Genomic DNA, 15,820 nt, shown 5'->3' with positions numbered 1-15,820 from the left:
AAATACGGATGCGGCCTTGAGGCATGACGGCAAGGTTTTGCCGGGTACGATGGAGCGATCGACCCCAACGAAGGATCTTCCGCTCATGCCGGAGCTAATGCCTGCGACCGGCACTTTTCCGCCGCCCCAGTCCGGTCCCGAAGACCTGCCGCTGGAGCGCCGCCAGCCGCGTGAGAAGGTGGAGATGATGGCCCGGTTCCGACGGGATCTGGTCAACACCACGGTCGTTCTGAAGGATCTGACGCCGCTGGGCGCAAGGATCGAGGGCATAGGCCCGCTGCACGCGGACGAAGTGATCACGCTGACCCTGCCCGAATGCCGTCCGATGATCGCCTTCGTCGCTTGGGCGGGCAGCCACAGCGCCGGGCTGGAATTCGTTCATCCCCTGCCTGACGATCTCTTCGCCGAACTGGTGACCCTCTACGGTCTGCGTAGCGACGATACGGCCTAGATCACCGCCGGTTCCAGCAGGCGCAGCGTGCCTGCATCGGCGTCGATCTCGGCAAGAGCGCCCTCGGGAATGCTGATCTGCCCGGCAACATGGCCGATCATCAGCCCCTGAAACGCCGGGATGCCCAGTGCGGCGAACCGCTGGTCCAGCACTTCGTAGACGGTGAAGTTGGAATAGCCGCCGTCCGGGTTTTCGCAGTGCGTGCACTGGCCGAAGACGACGCCTGCCAGCTTGTCCAGCACGCCTGCCAGCGCCAGCTGGGTCAGCATCCGGTCTATGCGGTATTCCGCCTCGTTGGTTTCCTCCAGAAACAGGATCGCCCCGGTGAAGTCCGGCAGGTACGGCGTGCCGACCAGCGCGCTGAGCACCGCCAGATTGCCGCCCAGCAGCCGGCCGCGCGCCTTGCCGCCGCGAAAGGTTCGCACCGCAGGCCCTCGTCCGGCAAGGTTCGGGCCGGGATACGTCGGCACCGCGTATGTCGGCATTGCGCCCTCGAACGCCAGTTGCCGGAACGATTCCCACGATGCTGCCGGCCACGACGTCGCCGCCGTGGGCCCGTGGATGGACATCACGCCCGCGCGCGCCAGTGCGAGACACAGCGCGGTGTTGTCGCTGAAGCCCGCGAACAGCTTGGGCGCCTTGCGGATCGCGGCAAAGTCCAGCAGCGGCAGCAACCGCGCCGATCCCCAGCCGCCCCGCACGGCCATGATCGCCCGGACGCCATCGTCCGCGAACATCGCCGCAAGATCGCGTGCGCGCACCGTATCCGACCCGGCCAGATAGCCTTCGCGCGCGGTCAGGTGCGGGGCAAAGCGCGGCTCCAGCCCCATCGCGCGCACCGTGGCGCCGATCTCGTCGATGCCGAAACGGTCGGCCACGAACCCGGCCGGGGCGACAAGTCCCAGCACGTCGCCATTGCGAAGGCGGGGCGGCCGCACCATATCCCTGGCTTGCGGTGGACGAGCCGCCAGCGCCCGCCACGCCGGCAGCGCCACGGCTCCACCCCCGATCCCCATCAAGGCCGCGCGCCGCGTCATGCTCGAACCGTTCATCATGCCCGCAGCCTAATGCGCCGTCATGAAAATGCCCAGCAGGGCATTTTCGAAAGCGGCACCGGCCCTAATCCGCCTTGAGCGGATTTCCTGTCCCGTGTGCAACACTGCACGCACATATCCGTTCTCGACGCGCACCCTGCGCCATGCCTATGAAGAGCCAATGACCGAAAAAGAAGACAAAGACCTCACCGAACGCCGTTTCTACAAGGCCGAACAGGAAGCCGGTTTCGCCGAAAAGCAGGCGGACACCATTCAGACCGGCCACCCGGCCTACCAGCTGGCCTTCCGCGACACCGATTTCCTGCTGCGCGACGAACTGCGCCCGGTGCGCTTCCAGCTGGAACTGCTGAAGCCGGAAATGCTGCTGGAAGAAGCGAACATCGGCTCGACGCTGGTGATGTACGGGTCCGCCCGCATCCCCTCGCCCGAAAAGGCCGATGCGGTGCTGACTTCCGCCGTCACCGACGAGCAGAAGAAAGTCGCGACGCGCCTTGCCGACAAGGCGAAGTATTACGAGGAAGCGCGCAAGCTCGCCCGCCTCGCCAGCCAGCGCGCCATCGTCGAGAAGGGGATGCGCCAGTTCGTAGTCTGCTCGGGCGGTGGGCCGTCGATCATGGAGGCGGCCAACCGCGGTGCCATGGAAGTCGGCGCCGAATCGCTCGGCCTCAACATCGTGCTGCCGCACGAACAGGCGCCCAACCGCTATGTCACGCCGCGCCTGTCGTTCCAGTTCCACTACTTCGCGCTGCGCAAGATGCACTTCCTGCTGCGCGCCCGCGCAGTCGCGGTGTTCCCCGGCGGCTTTGGCACCTTCGACGAATTCTTCGAACTGCTGACGCTGATCCAGACCGGCAAGATGAAGCCGATCCCGATCCTGCTCTACGGCCGCGAATTCTGGGAACGCGTCGTCAACTTCGAGGCGCTGGCCGAGGAAGGCGTCATCAACGCCCGTGACCTCGACCTTTTCCACTGGTGCGAAACCGCCGAGGAAGGCTGGGCCCACGTCCAGAAGTTCTACGACCTGGACGGCGGCTGACGCAAAAGGGCCGGCCCACACGATCGGCCGGCCCGCCGACTGCGCTATTTCGAAAAACCCGAACACTGTAAGCGAACTTATCGGACTGTCCTGAACGTTCATTCAGGTGCATCTGCGGGTCACACCAAGCCCCCCGCAGGACACCCGCCATGAGCCATCTGATCGAACCCTTCAACGACCGCGCCCGTGCTCTTGCCGACTATGCCCAGCCGGTGATCGTGGCGCTCAGCACCGCCGGCCTTACCGGCGGCGCGATGGCAGCAGTGGGCCTGCTGGCCGACACCGCGCTGCGCCGCCGTTCGCGCCTTCACTGATTTACCGGACTGCGTGGTGTCCCATCGGGCCGAAGCCTTCGCCGAAGCCCGGAGCCGCCAGCAGCGCCGCCCGCACGAAGTCGCGGGCATCCTCTATCGCCTCGATCAGCGGAGCGCCCTGCCCAAGGAACGTGGCGATCGCGCTTGAAAGCGTGCAGCCGGTGCCGTGGGTGTGGCGCGTATCGATGCGCGGCGCGGTCCAGACCACCGGGGGCTGCCCCGGCAGCACCAGCCGATCCTCCACCACGTCGCCGGGCGCATCGCCGCCCTTGGCGATATAGCCATAGCCCTTCGCCGCCAGCGCCGCGTCGCCGCCCAGCGCGGCCAGTTCGTCGTAATTGGGGGTGGTCAGGCAGGCGATGGCCATCAGCCGATCGAAGGCGGCCACGGTCGCCGCGTCCGCCAGCACCGAGCCGGCAGTGGACACCATCACCGGATCGAAGATGATGGGCACGCCGTTCAGCGGTGCCAGCCGGTCGGCAACGACTTCGGCGATCTCCGCGCTGCCTAGCATGCCGATCTTCACCGCGTCCACGCCGATGTCGCTAATGCAGGCGTCGATCTGCGCCGCCACCATCTGCGGCGACAGCGCCACCACGTCGGTGACACCCCGCGTGTTCTGGGCCGTGATCGCGGTGATCGCGGTCATGGCATAACCGCCCAGCAGCGTGATCGTCTTGATGTCGGCCTGAATGCCGGCGCCGCCGGAACTGTCCGAGCCGGCGATGGAGAGGATGCGGGGAGCCTGGTTCATGGCCGCCGTCCTTACCCCTTCACCGGCCCGCGAGTCGAGCGTCAGCCTTTGTAATGACGCACTTTCGATGGCGGTGCGGAATCGTGGTGGCGCTTGGCGCGGGTCGGGCGGTCCAGCAGTTCGCCGCCGCAGTTAGGACACAGTTCGTCCAGCGCATCGGCGCATTCGGCGCAGTACGTGCACTCGAACGAACAGATGAACGCGCCTGGCGCCTCGGCGGGAAGGTCGGTGCCGCAGCGTTCGCAATCGGGGCGCATTTCCAGAGGCATCAGGCGGCGGCCTTTTCCACGGCGTGGCAGATCGACGCGACGGCAGCCTCCACTTCGCCCGCGTCATCGCCCTCGGCCATGACGCGGATCACCGGCTCGGTGCCGGAGGGGCGGATGACCAGCCGCCCGCGCCCGTCGAGCGAGGCCTGGGCATCGGCGATGGCCGCCTTCACGCTATCAGCCTCCAGCGGCTTGCCGCCTGCAAAGCGCACGTTGCGCAGCAGCTGCGGCACCGGATCGAACAGGTGCAGCAGTTCGCTGGCGCGCTTGCCCGACTGGACCAGCGCCGAAAGCACCTGCAGCGCGGCCACGGTGCCGTCGCCAGTGGTGGCGTGGTCGAGAAGGATCATGTGGCCCGACTGCTCGCCGCCCACGTTGAAGCCGCCCGAACGCATCCGCTCCAGCACATGGCGATCGCCAACGGCAGTGCGTTCAAGCGACAGGCCCTGCCCGCCAAGATAGCGTTCCAGCCCCAGGTTCGACATGACGGTGGCCACCACGCCGCCACCGCGCAATTCGCCGCGCGCCGCAAGCTGGCTGCCGATCAGCGCCATGATCTGGTCGCCGTCCACGGTCTTGCCCTTTTCATCGACCACGATCAGGCGGTCGGCGTCGCCATCGAGCGCGATGCCGATATCGGCGCCCGAGGACACCACGGTTTCCTGCAGCAGCTCGACATGGGTGGACCCGCAGCGCTCGTTGATGTTCTTGCCGTTGGGGGTGACGCCCACGGCGACGATCTCCGCACCCAGTTCCCAGAAGGCGGACGGCGCAACCTGATAGGCGGCGCCATTGGCGCAATCGACCGCGATCTTCAGCCCGTCCAGCCGCACGGTGGAAGGCAGCGATCCCTTGACGGCATGAATGTAGCGCCCGCGCGCATCCTCCACCCGGCGGGCGCGGCCTATCTCGGGCGCGGCGGCAAGGGCGAGGTCGCCGCCGGTCAGCATGGCTTCGATCGCCAGTTCGTCCTCGTCCGACAGTTTGAAGCCGTCGGGACCGAACAGCTTGATGCCGTTGTCCTCGTAAGGGTTGTGGCTGGCAGAGATCATCACGCCCACGTCGGCGCGCAGTTCGCGTGTCAGCAGCGCGACCGCAGGCGTCGGCATGGGGCCCAGAAGCACCACGTCCATGCCCACGCTGGTGAACCCCGCGACCATCGCGTTCTCCAGCATGTAGCCCGACAGGCGCGTGTCCTTGCCGATGACCACGCGGTGGCGGTGCGCGCCGCGCAGGAAGCGGGCGCCGGCGGCCTGACCGACCTTCATCGCCATGGCGGCGGTCATGGCGCCCTGATTGGTGCGCCCCCGGATGCCATCGGTGCCGAAGAACTGCTTGCCCATTGCCTGACCTCTTGCGCTCGATGCCTGTCGCGATACCCTGCGCGTTTGAACCCAATGGCGTTACCGCCCGCTGAACGCCCCCTTACAGAGAGTTTAGGTTGCCGTCGACCTTGGCACCAAACCATGTTGAGCAACGCCAAATTGCCAAGCACTGCGGCGCCGATTATCTGTCGGGGCGCATGACATCCTCCTCCCCCATCCCGCCGGCCGCGTCGCGCATTCCCGAAATCCGCGTCCCCGGCGCGCTGACGCTGGCCGGGCTTGTCTCCGGGCTGGTGCTTGGCCTGATGCTGGCGGGCAGGCCGATGGCGGACACCGCGCTGAAGATCACCGGGCCGATCGGGTCACTGTGGCTGCAGGGGTTGCAGATGACGATCCTGCCGCTGGTGGCGGGGCTGCTGTTTTCCGGCATCGTCACGACGGTTGCCGCCGCCCGCGCCGGCGCCATGGCGCGCCGCACGCTGGGCATCATCGTCGGGTTCCTGGCGTTCAGCGCCACCCTGGGCGCGGTGGCGATGCCGCTGCTGCTGGACCTGTTCCCCGTGCCGCCGGGCGTCAGCTTTCCGCATGGGGCAGACCCCGGCAAGGCGCCCGGCATCTCCGAATTCCTGGCATCGCTGCTGCCCGACAACGTCATTTCCGCCGCAGCCGCCAGCGCGATGCTGCCGGTGATCGTGTTCGTCGGCCTGTTCGCACTGGCCTCCACCCGTCTGGCTGACGAACCGCGCCGCGCGCTGGCCCTCCTGTTCGAAGGGTTGGCGGGTGCGATGATGGTGGTGATCGGCTGGGTGCTGATGCTGGCGCCGATCGGCGTCTTCGCGCTGGGCATGACGCTGGGCGTGCGCAGCGGCGGCGCGGCGCTGGGGGCGCTGGCGCACTACATCATCCTGGTCGTCACGGTGGGCACCGTGGTGATGGTCGCAGGCTATCTCATCGCGGTGTTCGCGGGCAGGCGCAGCCTCCCCGCCTTTGCCGCGGCGATGCTGCCCGCGCAGGTCGTCGCCATTTCCACGCAGTCCTCGCTGGCCACGGTGCCCGCCATGCTTGCCTCTGCCCGCAAGCTGGGCGTCGGCGGGACCACGGCGGAGTTCGTGCTGCCGCTGGCGGTCACCCTGTTCCGGGCGACGGGGCCGGCGATGAACATGGCGGTCGCGGTCTATGCCGCCAGGCTGGCCGGCATGGAACTGACCACCGGCGCGCTGGCCGCAGGAGCACTGGTGGCGTTTGCCACCACGTTTGGCGCGGTTTCGTTGCCCGGCACGATCAGCTTCGTCTCATCCATCGGGCCGATCGCGGCGGCGATGGGTGTGCCTTTATGGCCGCTGGGCGTGCTGGTGGCGGTGGAAGTGCTTCCCGACCTGATGCGCACCATCGGCAACGTGACGATGGACGTGGCACTGGCCGCAGCGGTGGATGCCGGTATCGCGGACGAGCCGGAATCGTCTGAAACGATCCACTGAACGTTTCGGCGCACAAAGATGAAACCGGATCGGCTGTAATTCGCTGCGGAAGGGCGTTACCGTGAGAGGAAGCCCCAGCCTTGGCCAGTTCGTTCGCGCCCCGGCACCTTGCCGAAAGCTTTGAAAGCGTTGCTGTTTCCCATGCCCGCACGTACCTGGAGCCCGGTCCGGTCGTCCTCCTGACTACCCGGCATCGGGGAGAGGACAACGTGATGGCGCTCGGCTGGCATCAGGTGCTCGATTCCGACCCTTCGATCATCAGCTGCGTCGTGTCGCGGGGCAGTCGCAGTTTCGACATGCTGCGCGCATCGGGCCAGTGCGCGCTGAACGTGCCCACCGGCGATATGCTGGACGCGGTGGTGCGGATCGGGAACTGCTCGGGTGGAGACATCGACAAGTTCGCGGCGTTCGGCATCGACCGGGAAGAAGGCCACGACGTCGATGTGCCGGTCCTGCCGCAATGCCATGCCCGGCTGGAATGCCGCCTGCGCGACGACCGAGCGGTGGATCGCTACAACCTGTTCATCCTGGAAGTGACGCACATCAGCGTCCGGTCGGCCGCGCCCGAGCCGGAATACGTGCATTACGAAGGCGACGGCGTCTTCGCGCTTTCGGGCAGACGGGTGTCGCGCCGACGTCTGTTCCGCCCGCAGATGCTGGGCGCGCGGACCTATTCTTCCAGCTCGATGTCCCAGTAGAGCCAGTCGCGCCAGGTTTCGTGGAGGTAGTTGGGCGGAAAGCCCTTGCCGCGTTCTTGCAACTGCCAGCTGGTGGGGCGGATCGGATGGACCAGCGGCGGCATGTTCGCCTGCTTGGGCGTGCGCCCGCCCTTCTTGAGGTTGCAGGGCGCGCAGGCGGTAAGGATGTTTTCCCAGCTTGTGCGCCCGCCCAGACGGCGCGGCACGACGTGGTCGAAGGTAAGGTTGTGGGGGCTGCCGCAATACTGGCAGGAAAACCTGTCTCTCAGGAACAGGTTGAAGCGGGTGAAAGCGGGAAATTCGCTGGGCTTCACGTACTGGCGCAGTGCGATCACGGAGGGGATCTGCATCGTCCAGTTGGGCGAATGCACCGCGCGTTCGTAGCTTGAAACGATATCGACCCGCTCCAGCACCACCGCCTTGATCGCGGTCTGCCACGGCCAGAGGCTCAGCGGGTAGTAGGAAAGCGGCGTGTAATCCGCATTCAGCACAAGAGCAGGGCAGTCCGAAAGACTTCGGGAGGGGTCATCCTCCGCGCTGCGGAACCGGGCCGCGCGCTCTATCAGCTCCGACTTGAGCATGGCCTCCTGTCGCAGGCCGGGATTGCGGTTTGATGGCAGTCCATGCGTTAATAGCAGCACTTGGCGTCGGGCGCGTCAAGGCTGCTGATTCGTGCTTCGCCCGCAAAATCCACAGGCATGTTTCCGGATGCCCTGCGCCGCGCTAGGACACCGCCCATGCGCACCCGCTTCGCCCCCAGCCCCAACGGCCCGCTGCATCTGGGCCACGCCTATGCGGCCATGGTGGCGCACGATACGGCAAGGGCGCGCGGCGGCGCGTTCATCCTGCGGATCGAGGATATCGACGGCAAACGCAGCCGGGCCGAGTTCGTGGACGAATTCCTGCTCGACCTTGCATGGCTGGGTCTGGAATGGGACGGCGACGCGGTGTTTCAATCACACCGGCTGAGCAGTTTTGCGGCTGCGGGGGAGCGGCTGAAGGCGATGGGCCTGCTGTATCCCTGCACCTGCACCCGCGCCGAAATCGCCGCCGCTGCCACGATCTACGGTCCCGACGGGCCTATCTATCCCGGAACCTGCCGTCATCGGCCGGTGGCCCCCGACAATGCCGCGTGGCGTCTCGACGTAGGGCGCGCCATGGCATTGACCGGCCCGCTCGAATGGATCGACGAGGTGGCGGGCTCGCAGGCTGCGACGCCGGAAATCTTCGGCGACGTGGTGCTGCTGAGGAAAGACCTGCCCGCCAGCTACCACCTTGCCGCCACGCTGGACGATGCGACCGACGGCGTCACCCTTGTCACGCGGGGGATGGACCTGTTCCCCGCCAGCCACGTCCACCGGCTGCTGCAGGCGCTGCTGGGCCTGCCGGTGCCGACGTGGCTGCACCACCCGCTGCTGGTCGAGGCGGACGGGCGCAAGCTGGCCAAGCGGCGCGGCGCCCCGTCGCTGGCCGGCCGCCGCCGCGCCGGAGAGAACGGCCTCGCCATCGCCGATGCCCTGCGCGCCGGTGCGCTGCCCGCTGGTCTTTCGTTCTCGCAAGGGGTACACCACGCAGCATGAGCTACATCCTCGTCCCCGTCATCGTCGTGCTGGTGATCATGGTCGTGATCAGCCTCGTGCGCGGCATCGTCGCCTTCATGAACAGCACGAAGGAAGACCTGCACCGCGATCCGAACGCCACGGGACCTTCGGCGAACCAGCTGCTGCAGAACAAGATGATGTTCAACCGCATCAAGTATCAGGCCGCCGCCGTGCTGGTCTGCGCGCTGCTGCTGGCGATGGCGCGGTAAGGGGCGGCTGTCCTAGCTCGGCCGACATTCCATAGTGGAGAGCGTTCTTGGTCCGCCTCAACAAGATCTACACCCGCACCGGCGATGACGGCACCACCGGCCTCGTCGACGGTTCCCGCCTGCCCAAGCACGCAGCGCGCATGGAAGCGATCGGCGCGGTGGACGAGACGAACAGCGTCATCGGCCTTGCCGTCTGCGCGCTGACCGACAGCCCGCACGCCGCCACTCTCACCCGCATCCAGAACGACCTGTTCGACCTTGGCGCGGATCTGGCGACGCCCGGAGAGGATTTCACTCCCGGCGAGATGACGCTGCGCATCGTGCCGGCGCAGGCGCAGTGGCTGGAAACCGCGATCGACGCCATCAACGACAGCCTTTCGCCCCTGCGCAGCTTCATCCTGCCCGGCGGAAGCGAAGGCGCGGCCCGCGTCCATGTGGCCCGCGCCAGCGCCCGCGCCGCAGAGCGCCGCGCCACCGCGCTGGCCGCGACCGACGCCGTAAATCCCGCGGCCCTCGCCTATCTCAACCGGCTGAGCGACTACCTCTTCGTACTGGCGCGCGCGCTCAATCGTGACGGTGCCGACGATGTGCTTTGGGTGCCCGGCCAGAATCGCTAGGAGTCCAATCCGCTAGGTTTCCCCGATGCGCCGCAGGTGTTAAGCGCTCGGTTAAACGATAGAGGAGTTTGGCAAGTGCAGTCAGTCGGCATCATCGGCGCAGGCATCATGGGTTCGGGCATCGCCCAGACCGTGGCGAGCAAGGGCATGGACGTGATCCTCACGGACGTCAGCCTCGAAAACGCCGAAAAAGGCAAGGCGGGTATCGCCCGGGGTCTTGCCAAACTGGTCGCCAAGGAAAAGATCACCCAGGCCGACGCTGACGCGCTGCTGGGCCGCATCACCCCCGCCGCCGACTATTCCGCGCTGTCCGGCGCCGACCTTGTCATAGAGGCTGCGACCGAGCGCGAGGACATCAAGCACAAAATCTTCGAAAGCGTCGGCAAGGTGCTGGGCGCAGATGCCATCTTGGCTTCCAACACGAGTTCCATCCCGATCACCCGCATGGCCGCCAGTTCGCCCGACGCGACGCGCTTTTGCGGGCTGCACTTCTTCAACCCGGTGCCGCTGATGGGCCTGGTCGAGGTGATCCCCGGCCTTGCCACGTCGCAGGACACGATCGATCGCATGAAGGCCTTCGGCGAGGCGCTGGGCAAGACCGTGGTGCTGGCGGGCGACGAGCCCGGCTTCGTCGTCAACCGCATCCTGTGCCCGATGCTGAACGAGGCGATCTTCGTGCTGGGCGCCGGGATCGGCTCGGTCGAGGACATCGACGCGGGCTGCCGGATCGGCCTGAACCACCCGATGGGACCGCTGACGCTGGCGGACTTCGTGGGGCTGGACACCCTGCTGGAGATCATGAAGGTGTTCCACCAGACCACCGGCGATCCCAAGTACCGCCCCGCGCCGCTGCTGCAGAAGTACGTCGAGGCGGGCTGGTACGGTCGCAAGAGCGGCAAGGGTTTCTACGATTATTCGGGCGAGACTCCGGTTCCCACCCGCTGATCGAAAAATGCGTCCGGTCCGGCTGCAATGCGGTGTTATCAACGCATTGTTTCGCGCCGCCGCTTTTCTGCAATGCAACCTGGTATAGATACGGAGCTGCCGGCGACGGATGGATTTTCAGTCCATCTTTCTCCGGCGGGGATCGCCTGTCGATCCCGGTCCGGGGGCAACGGACCGTGGCAATTCGGTCTGTTCGAGAGTGCGGATGGCGGACAATTCACGTTGGGGCCTGGGCGACGGCAACGCCCCGGCTCCGGGGGCTTCGGCTTCGGGCGCGCAGCAGGAATACTGGTTTTCGCTAAGGCTGCGGGTCGATGCACCCGCACAGCTGTGGCAGGCGGCTGCCTTGCGCTGCCTCAGCCAGACTGACCTCAGCCGCGAGGAGGTGGAGGATCTCATCGGCCCGATGGAGGATCCTTCGATCGCCGACTGCCTGATGATGCTGGCGCTGCCGGAACGCCTGCCCGGCTGCACCCGGCTGGACACCACGCTCAGCCCCGTCGATGCGCCCGCGCTGCCCGTGCGTCCTGCCTTGGAACCCAGCGACGCGGTGGGCGAAGGGTAACACCCTTCGCCTGCAGTCCCTTCGGCCCTGTCAGTCGTCCTTGGGCATGGTCAGCGCGACCAGCCCCGATGCCGACAGCCGAATGCCGTTGACGCCAAGCATGATGCTCGTCCCGTCCGTCACCACATCATCCACCACGCCCACCGAATTGATGGTGGTGTCCAGCGTGGACCCGTCCGACGCCAGCGAGCTGATCGACAGGGTATAGGCCCCTTCCGCCGCCTTGGTACCGTCCGTCTTGGTGCCGTCCCATTCGTAGCTGCCCTGCGTCTCCGAAGGGTCCAGCGTCACCGTGCGGACCGTCACGCCCTTGGCATCCTTGATCGTCGCGGTGACCGTGGCGGGCGTGCCGCCGACGTAGTAGGTCCACTTCGCCGGTCCATCGCCAAGGCCGGCCACGGCGGAATCGAACCGCGCCTCGCGCCCGATGTAGCTGGAAGCCTGCGCCATCTGCTGCGACAGCATCTGGCTGAGGATGTCGCCCAGCTTGCCGGTCTGCTGGATGGACTGTTCCACCTGCGAATACTGCACCAGTTGCTGGGTGTATTCTGATGTGTCCATGGGATCGAGCGGATCCTGGTGCGTCATCTGCGTGGTCAGCAGCTTGAGGAACAGGTTGTAGTCGGTCAGCAGGCCCGAACTGGACGCAGCCGTCGAAGCCGAGCCGGTGCTGGTGCCGCCCAGGGTCGAAGCGGCGTCGGTTACCGTGGTCATTGCGATGCTGCCTTATGCCATGAGATCGACATGGCCGCTGCCCCGCAGCGACCGAAGGATGGGTTGCGCGCCGTCGAGCGTGCCGGAAAACTCGCCCGCACCGGGCTGGGCCGCGGGCATCTGCGGCCGCCCGCCGTGGCGCTGCTGGCCCCCGGCTCCGCTGCCCAAACTGCCTGACCCGTCGAACCGTAGCGACTGCGCATCGGCGCGCACGCCCGCATCGGCCAGCGCGCGGTCGAGATGCGTGCTTTCTCGCCGCAACATGTCGAGCGCGACGGGCTGGTCGGCGGAGACGACCGCGCGCAAGGTGCCGTCATCGTCGAACGACATCTTCACGTCGATGCGCCCCATGTGGCGCGGGTCGAGCCGGATCAGCAGCGCGTCGCGCGCGCCGTCCGGTCCATTGTCGAGCGCGCGGGCGATGGCGACGCCGACGTCGGTGCCGAAACTGCCAGGGCGCATCGACACGATGGCATCCTGACCGTCGGCGCCGTGGCCCGTCGGCGCGGTCTCGTAAGGCAGCGCCCCGTGCCGGGCGGCGGCAATGTCCAGCGTCTGGGTGAACAGCGGCGCCGGGACGCGCGGCTCAGGCGCGGAAAGGTCAGGCGTGGATGGTGTGGGTCCGTCGCTTATGACATGCCCGGTGGCCGAAGTCTGGACGCGTTCCGCCTCCTTCGGCGCGACCGATGCGGGTAGTGCCGGGCTTGCCGCATGGGATACCCCCGGCGGCATCGCGAGGGGTGTCGTCTGAACGGCAGCACCTTCCTGTGCGACCGGAACGGCGACGCGCGGAACGGCTGGCGATGCCGCCTTGCGTCTGTGGACGCGGCCCGCCTCCTGCCCACCCTTGCCGACTGCCTGCGCTATGGACTGTGTCCGGGGTGCGGATCCATCGGGTCGAAGGGCCGTCTGGATCGGAATGGCGGCAGCTCCCGGAGCTGCCGAAGCCGGCTCTTGTGCCGGAGCGTCGGGAGTGACCGGGAACGATTGCTCTGCCGTTTGCCCGGCGGCCTGCGACGTGGATAGTGGCATCGGCGCAGGAACACCGTTCGGCGCATCGTCGATCGGTGCCGCTGGCACATCGAGCGGCGTTGCTGCCTCTGCCATGCGCGGCGTGGTCGCGCCGGCAATCGCGGTCGTGCGCGCCTCGCCGGGCAGCTGGGAAGCGGGGGGCACAAGCGGTGAAGGCTTCGACCGGGCAGGCGGCGCGCCTTGCGGAACGGGCGCCTGTTCCGCCACAGGTTTCCCGTCTGGAATCGGCTCGACCGGTGCAGGTACTGCGGGCGTCAGGGGCGCAGGCGCAGGCGAAGGGCTGTCCGCCGCCACACCCCCCGGCGCCGTCTCGACCGAAGGACCGGGCGCCGCATCGTCAGCCTGAGGCGCAGGGGCGAGGGCGCTGCCGGTCGTGCCCTGCACCGGCACCGGGCCGCCGCCGATGCTCGCTTCCATGCCCATCGGCGCACCGGCCCCGCCCACGGCAGCAAGCGCCGCCATGAACGCGCCGGGGTCGCCCTGTGCGGCCGGTGCCTGCACGCCGGAGGGGACACCCGCCGGGGCGATGGTCGGGATCAGGGGCGTCACGGACACGGGCATTCATGCATCATAGGATGTTTCGGGCCCGATCGGTCGTCGGTCGCAGGTGTCATCCGATCGCGCCGAGGCTGCGCAGCCGTGCGCGCGGGTGGATCTCGTTCTGCGAGAGCACCACCGTGGCAGGCCGGACCCGCTCGATGATGGACCGCACGAAGGGCCGAAGCGCCGGGCTGGTCAGCAGGCATGGGATGTCGCCCTGCGTCGCCAGCCGGTCATACGTCTGCCGCACCGCGCCGATGAAGGCCTGCAACTGCGAAGGCGCCATGGCCAGATGCCGGTCGTCGCCCTGCCCGATGATCGCTTCGGAAAAAGCCTCGTCCCATGCCGGTCCCAGCGCGACGATGGGGATCATGCCATCCAGCGTGTGCTGGGCCGAGATCTGCCGCGCCAGCCGCGCGCGGACATGCTCGGTCACCTGCGTCAGGTTCGCGGTGATCGCGCTGGCTTCGGCCACGCCCTCAAGGATCGTCGGCAGGTCGCGGATGGAGACGCCCTCGGCCAGCAGGTTCTGCAGCACCCGCTGCACGCCGGACACGGAAATGCGCGAAGGTACGATGTCGGCGATCAGCTTGGCCGAGTCCTTGTGGACGTCGTCCAACAGCTTCTGCACTTCGGAATAGGACAGCAGATCGGCGATGTTGTCCTTGACGATTTCGGTCAGGTGCGTGGTGACCACGGTGCCGCAGTCCACCACGGTCAGGCCGCGGAAGCCCGCTTCCTGCCGCAGGTCGCGGTCGATCCACTGGGCGGGCAGCTTGAACACCGGCTCCTGCGTGGCCTCGCCCGACAGGCCTGTTTCGCCGCCGCCCGCGTTGATGACCAGCAGCTTGCCGATGCGCAGTTCGCCGCGCGCCGTCTCTGTCTCCTTGACGTAGACGACGTATTCGTTGGCCTGCAACGCCATGTTGTCGATGATGCGCACGGACGGCAGCACGAAGCCGTAGTCGATCGCCATCTGCCGCCGCAGCGCACGCACCTGATCGTCCAGGCGCGGCTCGGCATCGGCATCGTTGATGAGCGGCAGCAGGCCATAGCCAAGCTCGATCCGCAGCGCGTCGATGGCAAGGGTGCGGGCGATCGGCTCCTCGGCCTGCGCGGCGCTGTGCCGGGCCTGCGCGGCGGCTTCCTCCACGCGGGCCGCGGCGGCGGTGTTTTCGGCCTTCTTCGTCATCGACCAGGCCAGCCAACCGCAGCCCGCGCCCAGCAGCGCGAAGGGCAGGAACGGCAGGCCCGGCATCAGCGCCAGCATTCCCATCAGCGCACCGGCGATGCCGAACGCCTTGGGATAGCGGCCCAGCTGGTCGCCCAGCGCAGCGCCGGTCTTGCCCACCACGCCGCCCTTGGACACCAGCAGGCCCGCCGCCGTCGAGACGATCAGCGCCGGGATCTGGCTGACCAGCCCGTCGCCCACGGTCAGGATCGTGTAAGTCGTGAAAGCCTGCCCGAACGGAACCCCGTGGATCGCCACGCCCACGATCAGCCCGACGACGATGTTGATCGCGGTGATCAGCAGCGCCGCGACGGCATCGCCCTTCACGAACTTGGACGCACCGTCCATCGCGCCGTAGAAGCCGCTTTCGGCCTCGATCTCGGCGCGGCGCTCGCGCGCGACGTCCTCGCTGATGGTCCCGGCGTTGAGGTCGGCGTCGATCGCCATCTGCTTGCCGGGCATCGCATCCAGGCTGAAGCGCGCCGCCACTTCGGCGATGCGGCCCGCGCCCTTGGTGATGACCACGAAGTTGATGACGATCAGGATCGCGAAGATCGTCAGGCCGATGACGGTCTGCCCGCCCATCAGGAACTCACCGAAGGCCGCGATCACCCCGCCCGCCGCCGTATGCCCTTCGTGCCCGTGCCCCAGAATCAGCCGGGTGGAGGCCAGGTTCAGGCCCAGCCGCAGCATCGTGGTGATGAGCAGGATCGTCGGGAAGCTGGAAAGCTGCAGCGGCTTTTCGATGAACAGCGCCGTCATCAGGATCAGCACCGATGCCGTGATCGACAACGCCAGCCCCATGTCGAGCATCCATGCCGGCATCGGCAGGATCAACATCGCGATGATCGCGCCCACGCCCAGCGCCAGCGCCAGATCGCGCCCCGGCCCCAGTCGCGTCAGGAACTGGCCAAGCTGAGGCGGAATCGCGATTCTAGAAGGGGCGGAGGCCATCTGTCAGGAAGCCGGACGTGCGGCGCCTTCAG

18 protein-coding genes are annotated in these 15,820 nt (G+C 67.4%); 10 read left to right on the top strand and 8 right to left on the bottom strand.

Features of this window, described 5'->3' with window-relative positions:
• Nucleotides 1-85 precede the first annotated feature (85 nt).
• On the top strand, nucleotides 86-451 hold the full coding sequence (locus tag GGR40_RS14105) for a hypothetical protein (protein WP_429276887.1): 366 nt from the start codon (nucleotides 86-88) through the stop codon (nucleotides 449-451).
• On the opposite strand, the gene GGR40_RS14100 is transcribed toward GGR40_RS14105, so the two are convergent.
• Entirely contained in the window at nucleotides 448-1,506 is a 1,059-nt protein-coding gene (locus tag GGR40_RS14100; protein WP_429276886.1) for a S66 peptidase family protein, read from the bottom strand. The two genes, GGR40_RS14105 and GGR40_RS14100, sit on opposite strands and share 4 nt — an antisense overlap.
• A 160-nt stretch (nucleotides 1,507-1,666) precedes the next feature.
• Between GGR40_RS14100 and GGR40_RS14095 the strand changes: the two genes are divergently transcribed.
• The gene (locus GGR40_RS14095) at nucleotides 1,667-2,542 is read left to right on the top strand and encodes an LOG family protein (RefSeq protein WP_429276885.1); all 876 of its coding nucleotides are present in this window, start codon (nucleotides 1,667-1,669) and stop codon (nucleotides 2,540-2,542) included.
• A gap of 149 nt (nucleotides 2,543-2,691) precedes the next feature.
• A complete protein-coding gene (locus tag GGR40_RS14090) occupies nucleotides 2,692-2,856 on the top strand; it encodes a hypothetical protein (RefSeq protein WP_429276884.1) in 165 nt (54 codons plus the stop codon).
• 1 nt (nucleotide 2,857) lies between these two features.
• On the opposite strand, the gene thiD is transcribed toward GGR40_RS14090, so the two are convergent.
• The 3 genes from thiD to glmM are packed head-to-tail and all read right to left on the bottom strand — an operon-like array spanning nucleotide 2,858 to nucleotide 5,222.
• Nucleotides 2,858-3,610 (bottom strand): bifunctional hydroxymethylpyrimidine kinase/phosphomethylpyrimidine kinase, encoded by a 753-nt coding sequence (gene thiD / locus GGR40_RS14085; protein ID WP_429276883.1) that lies wholly within the window; start codon nucleotides 3,608-3,610, stop codon nucleotides 2,858-2,860.
• Between the two features lie 41 nt (nucleotides 3,611-3,651).
• Complete coding sequence (locus tag GGR40_RS14080; protein WP_429276882.1) at nucleotides 3,652-3,879, bottom strand: DUF1272 domain-containing protein; 228 nt, start codon at nucleotides 3,877-3,879, stop codon at nucleotides 3,652-3,654.
• Nucleotides 3,879-5,222, bottom strand: a complete 1,344-nt coding sequence (gene glmM / locus GGR40_RS14075; RefSeq protein ID WP_429276881.1) for a phosphoglucosamine mutase — start codon at nucleotides 5,220-5,222, stop codon at nucleotides 3,879-3,881. The genes GGR40_RS14080 and glmM overlap by 1 nt, the downstream gene beginning before the upstream one ends.
• 179 nt (nucleotides 5,223-5,401) lie before the next feature.
• Between glmM and GGR40_RS14070 the strand changes: the two genes are divergently transcribed.
• Entirely contained in the window at nucleotides 5,402-6,682 is a 1,281-nt protein-coding gene (locus GGR40_RS14070; protein WP_429276880.1) for a dicarboxylate/amino acid:cation symporter, read from the top strand.
• Nucleotides 6,683-6,762: 80 nt separating this feature from the next.
• Entirely contained in the window at nucleotides 6,763-7,380 is a 618-nt protein-coding gene (locus GGR40_RS14065) for a flavin reductase family protein (protein WP_429276879.1), read from the top strand.
• Here the strand turns inward: GGR40_RS14065 and GGR40_RS14060 are convergent.
• Nucleotides 7,353-7,961: an HNH endonuclease gene (locus tag GGR40_RS14060; RefSeq protein ID WP_429276878.1), complete on the bottom strand. Its 609-nt coding sequence runs from the start codon at nucleotides 7,959-7,961 to the stop codon at nucleotides 7,353-7,355. The genes GGR40_RS14065 and GGR40_RS14060 overlap by 28 nt on opposite strands.
• A 156-nt stretch (nucleotides 7,962-8,117) precedes the next feature.
• On the opposite strand from GGR40_RS14060, the gene gluQRS reads away from it, so the two are divergent.
• The 5 genes from gluQRS to GGR40_RS14035 all read left to right on the top strand — a co-directional run bounded on the left by gluQRS (nucleotide 8,118) and on the right by GGR40_RS14035 (nucleotide 11,317).
• Nucleotides 8,118-8,960 (top strand): tRNA glutamyl-Q(34) synthetase GluQRS, encoded by an 843-nt coding sequence (gene gluQRS, locus GGR40_RS14055; RefSeq protein WP_429276877.1) that lies wholly within the window; start codon nucleotides 8,118-8,120, stop codon nucleotides 8,958-8,960.
• On the top strand, nucleotides 8,957-9,190 hold the full coding sequence (locus tag GGR40_RS14050; RefSeq protein ID WP_429276876.1) for a hypothetical protein: 234 nt from the start codon (nucleotides 8,957-8,959) through the stop codon (nucleotides 9,188-9,190). The genes gluQRS and GGR40_RS14050 overlap by 4 nt, the downstream gene beginning before the upstream one ends.
• 47 nt (nucleotides 9,191-9,237) lie before the next feature.
• Nucleotides 9,238-9,807, top strand: coding sequence for a cob(I)yrinic acid a,c-diamide adenosyltransferase (locus tag GGR40_RS14045; RefSeq protein WP_429276875.1), 570 nt, complete (start codon nucleotides 9,238-9,240; stop codon nucleotides 9,805-9,807).
• A gap of 75 nt (nucleotides 9,808-9,882) precedes the next feature.
• A complete protein-coding gene (locus GGR40_RS14040) occupies nucleotides 9,883-10,752 on the top strand; it encodes a 3-hydroxyacyl-CoA dehydrogenase family protein (RefSeq protein WP_429276874.1) in 870 nt (289 codons plus the stop codon).
• 205 nt (nucleotides 10,753-10,957) lie between these two features.
• Nucleotides 10,958-11,317 carry a hypothetical protein gene (locus GGR40_RS14035; protein ID WP_429276873.1) on the top strand — a complete coding sequence of 120 codons (360 nt, stop codon included), beginning with the start codon at nucleotides 10,958-10,960 and terminating at the stop codon, nucleotides 11,315-11,317.
• A gap of 30 nt (nucleotides 11,318-11,347) precedes the next feature.
• On the opposite strand, the gene GGR40_RS14030 is transcribed toward GGR40_RS14035, so the two are convergent.
• From GGR40_RS14030 to flhA, 3 genes are read right to left on the bottom strand one after another with little or no spacing between them, the layout of a single operon-like run.
• On the bottom strand, nucleotides 11,348-12,031 hold the full coding sequence (locus GGR40_RS14030; RefSeq protein ID WP_429276872.1) for a flagellar hook assembly protein FlgD: 684 nt from the start codon (nucleotides 12,029-12,031) through the stop codon (nucleotides 11,348-11,350).
• Between the two features lie 12 nt (nucleotides 12,032-12,043).
• On the bottom strand, nucleotides 12,044-13,624 hold the full coding sequence (locus GGR40_RS14025) for a flagellar hook-length control protein FliK (RefSeq protein WP_429276871.1): 1,581 nt from the start codon (nucleotides 13,622-13,624) through the stop codon (nucleotides 12,044-12,046).
• 49 nt (nucleotides 13,625-13,673) lie between these two features.
• Nucleotides 13,674-15,788 (bottom strand): flagellar biosynthesis protein FlhA, encoded by a 2,115-nt coding sequence (gene flhA / locus GGR40_RS14020; RefSeq protein WP_429276870.1) that lies wholly within the window; start codon nucleotides 15,786-15,788, stop codon nucleotides 13,674-13,676.
• Nucleotides 15,789-15,820: the final 32 nt, after the last annotated feature.

The organism is Novosphingobium gossypii, assembly GCF_050433305.1.
GTDB lineage: Bacteria > Pseudomonadota > Alphaproteobacteria > Sphingomonadales > Sphingomonadaceae > Novosphingobium > Novosphingobium gossypii.
This window is presented reverse-complemented; position numbering and strand designations above follow the sequence as displayed.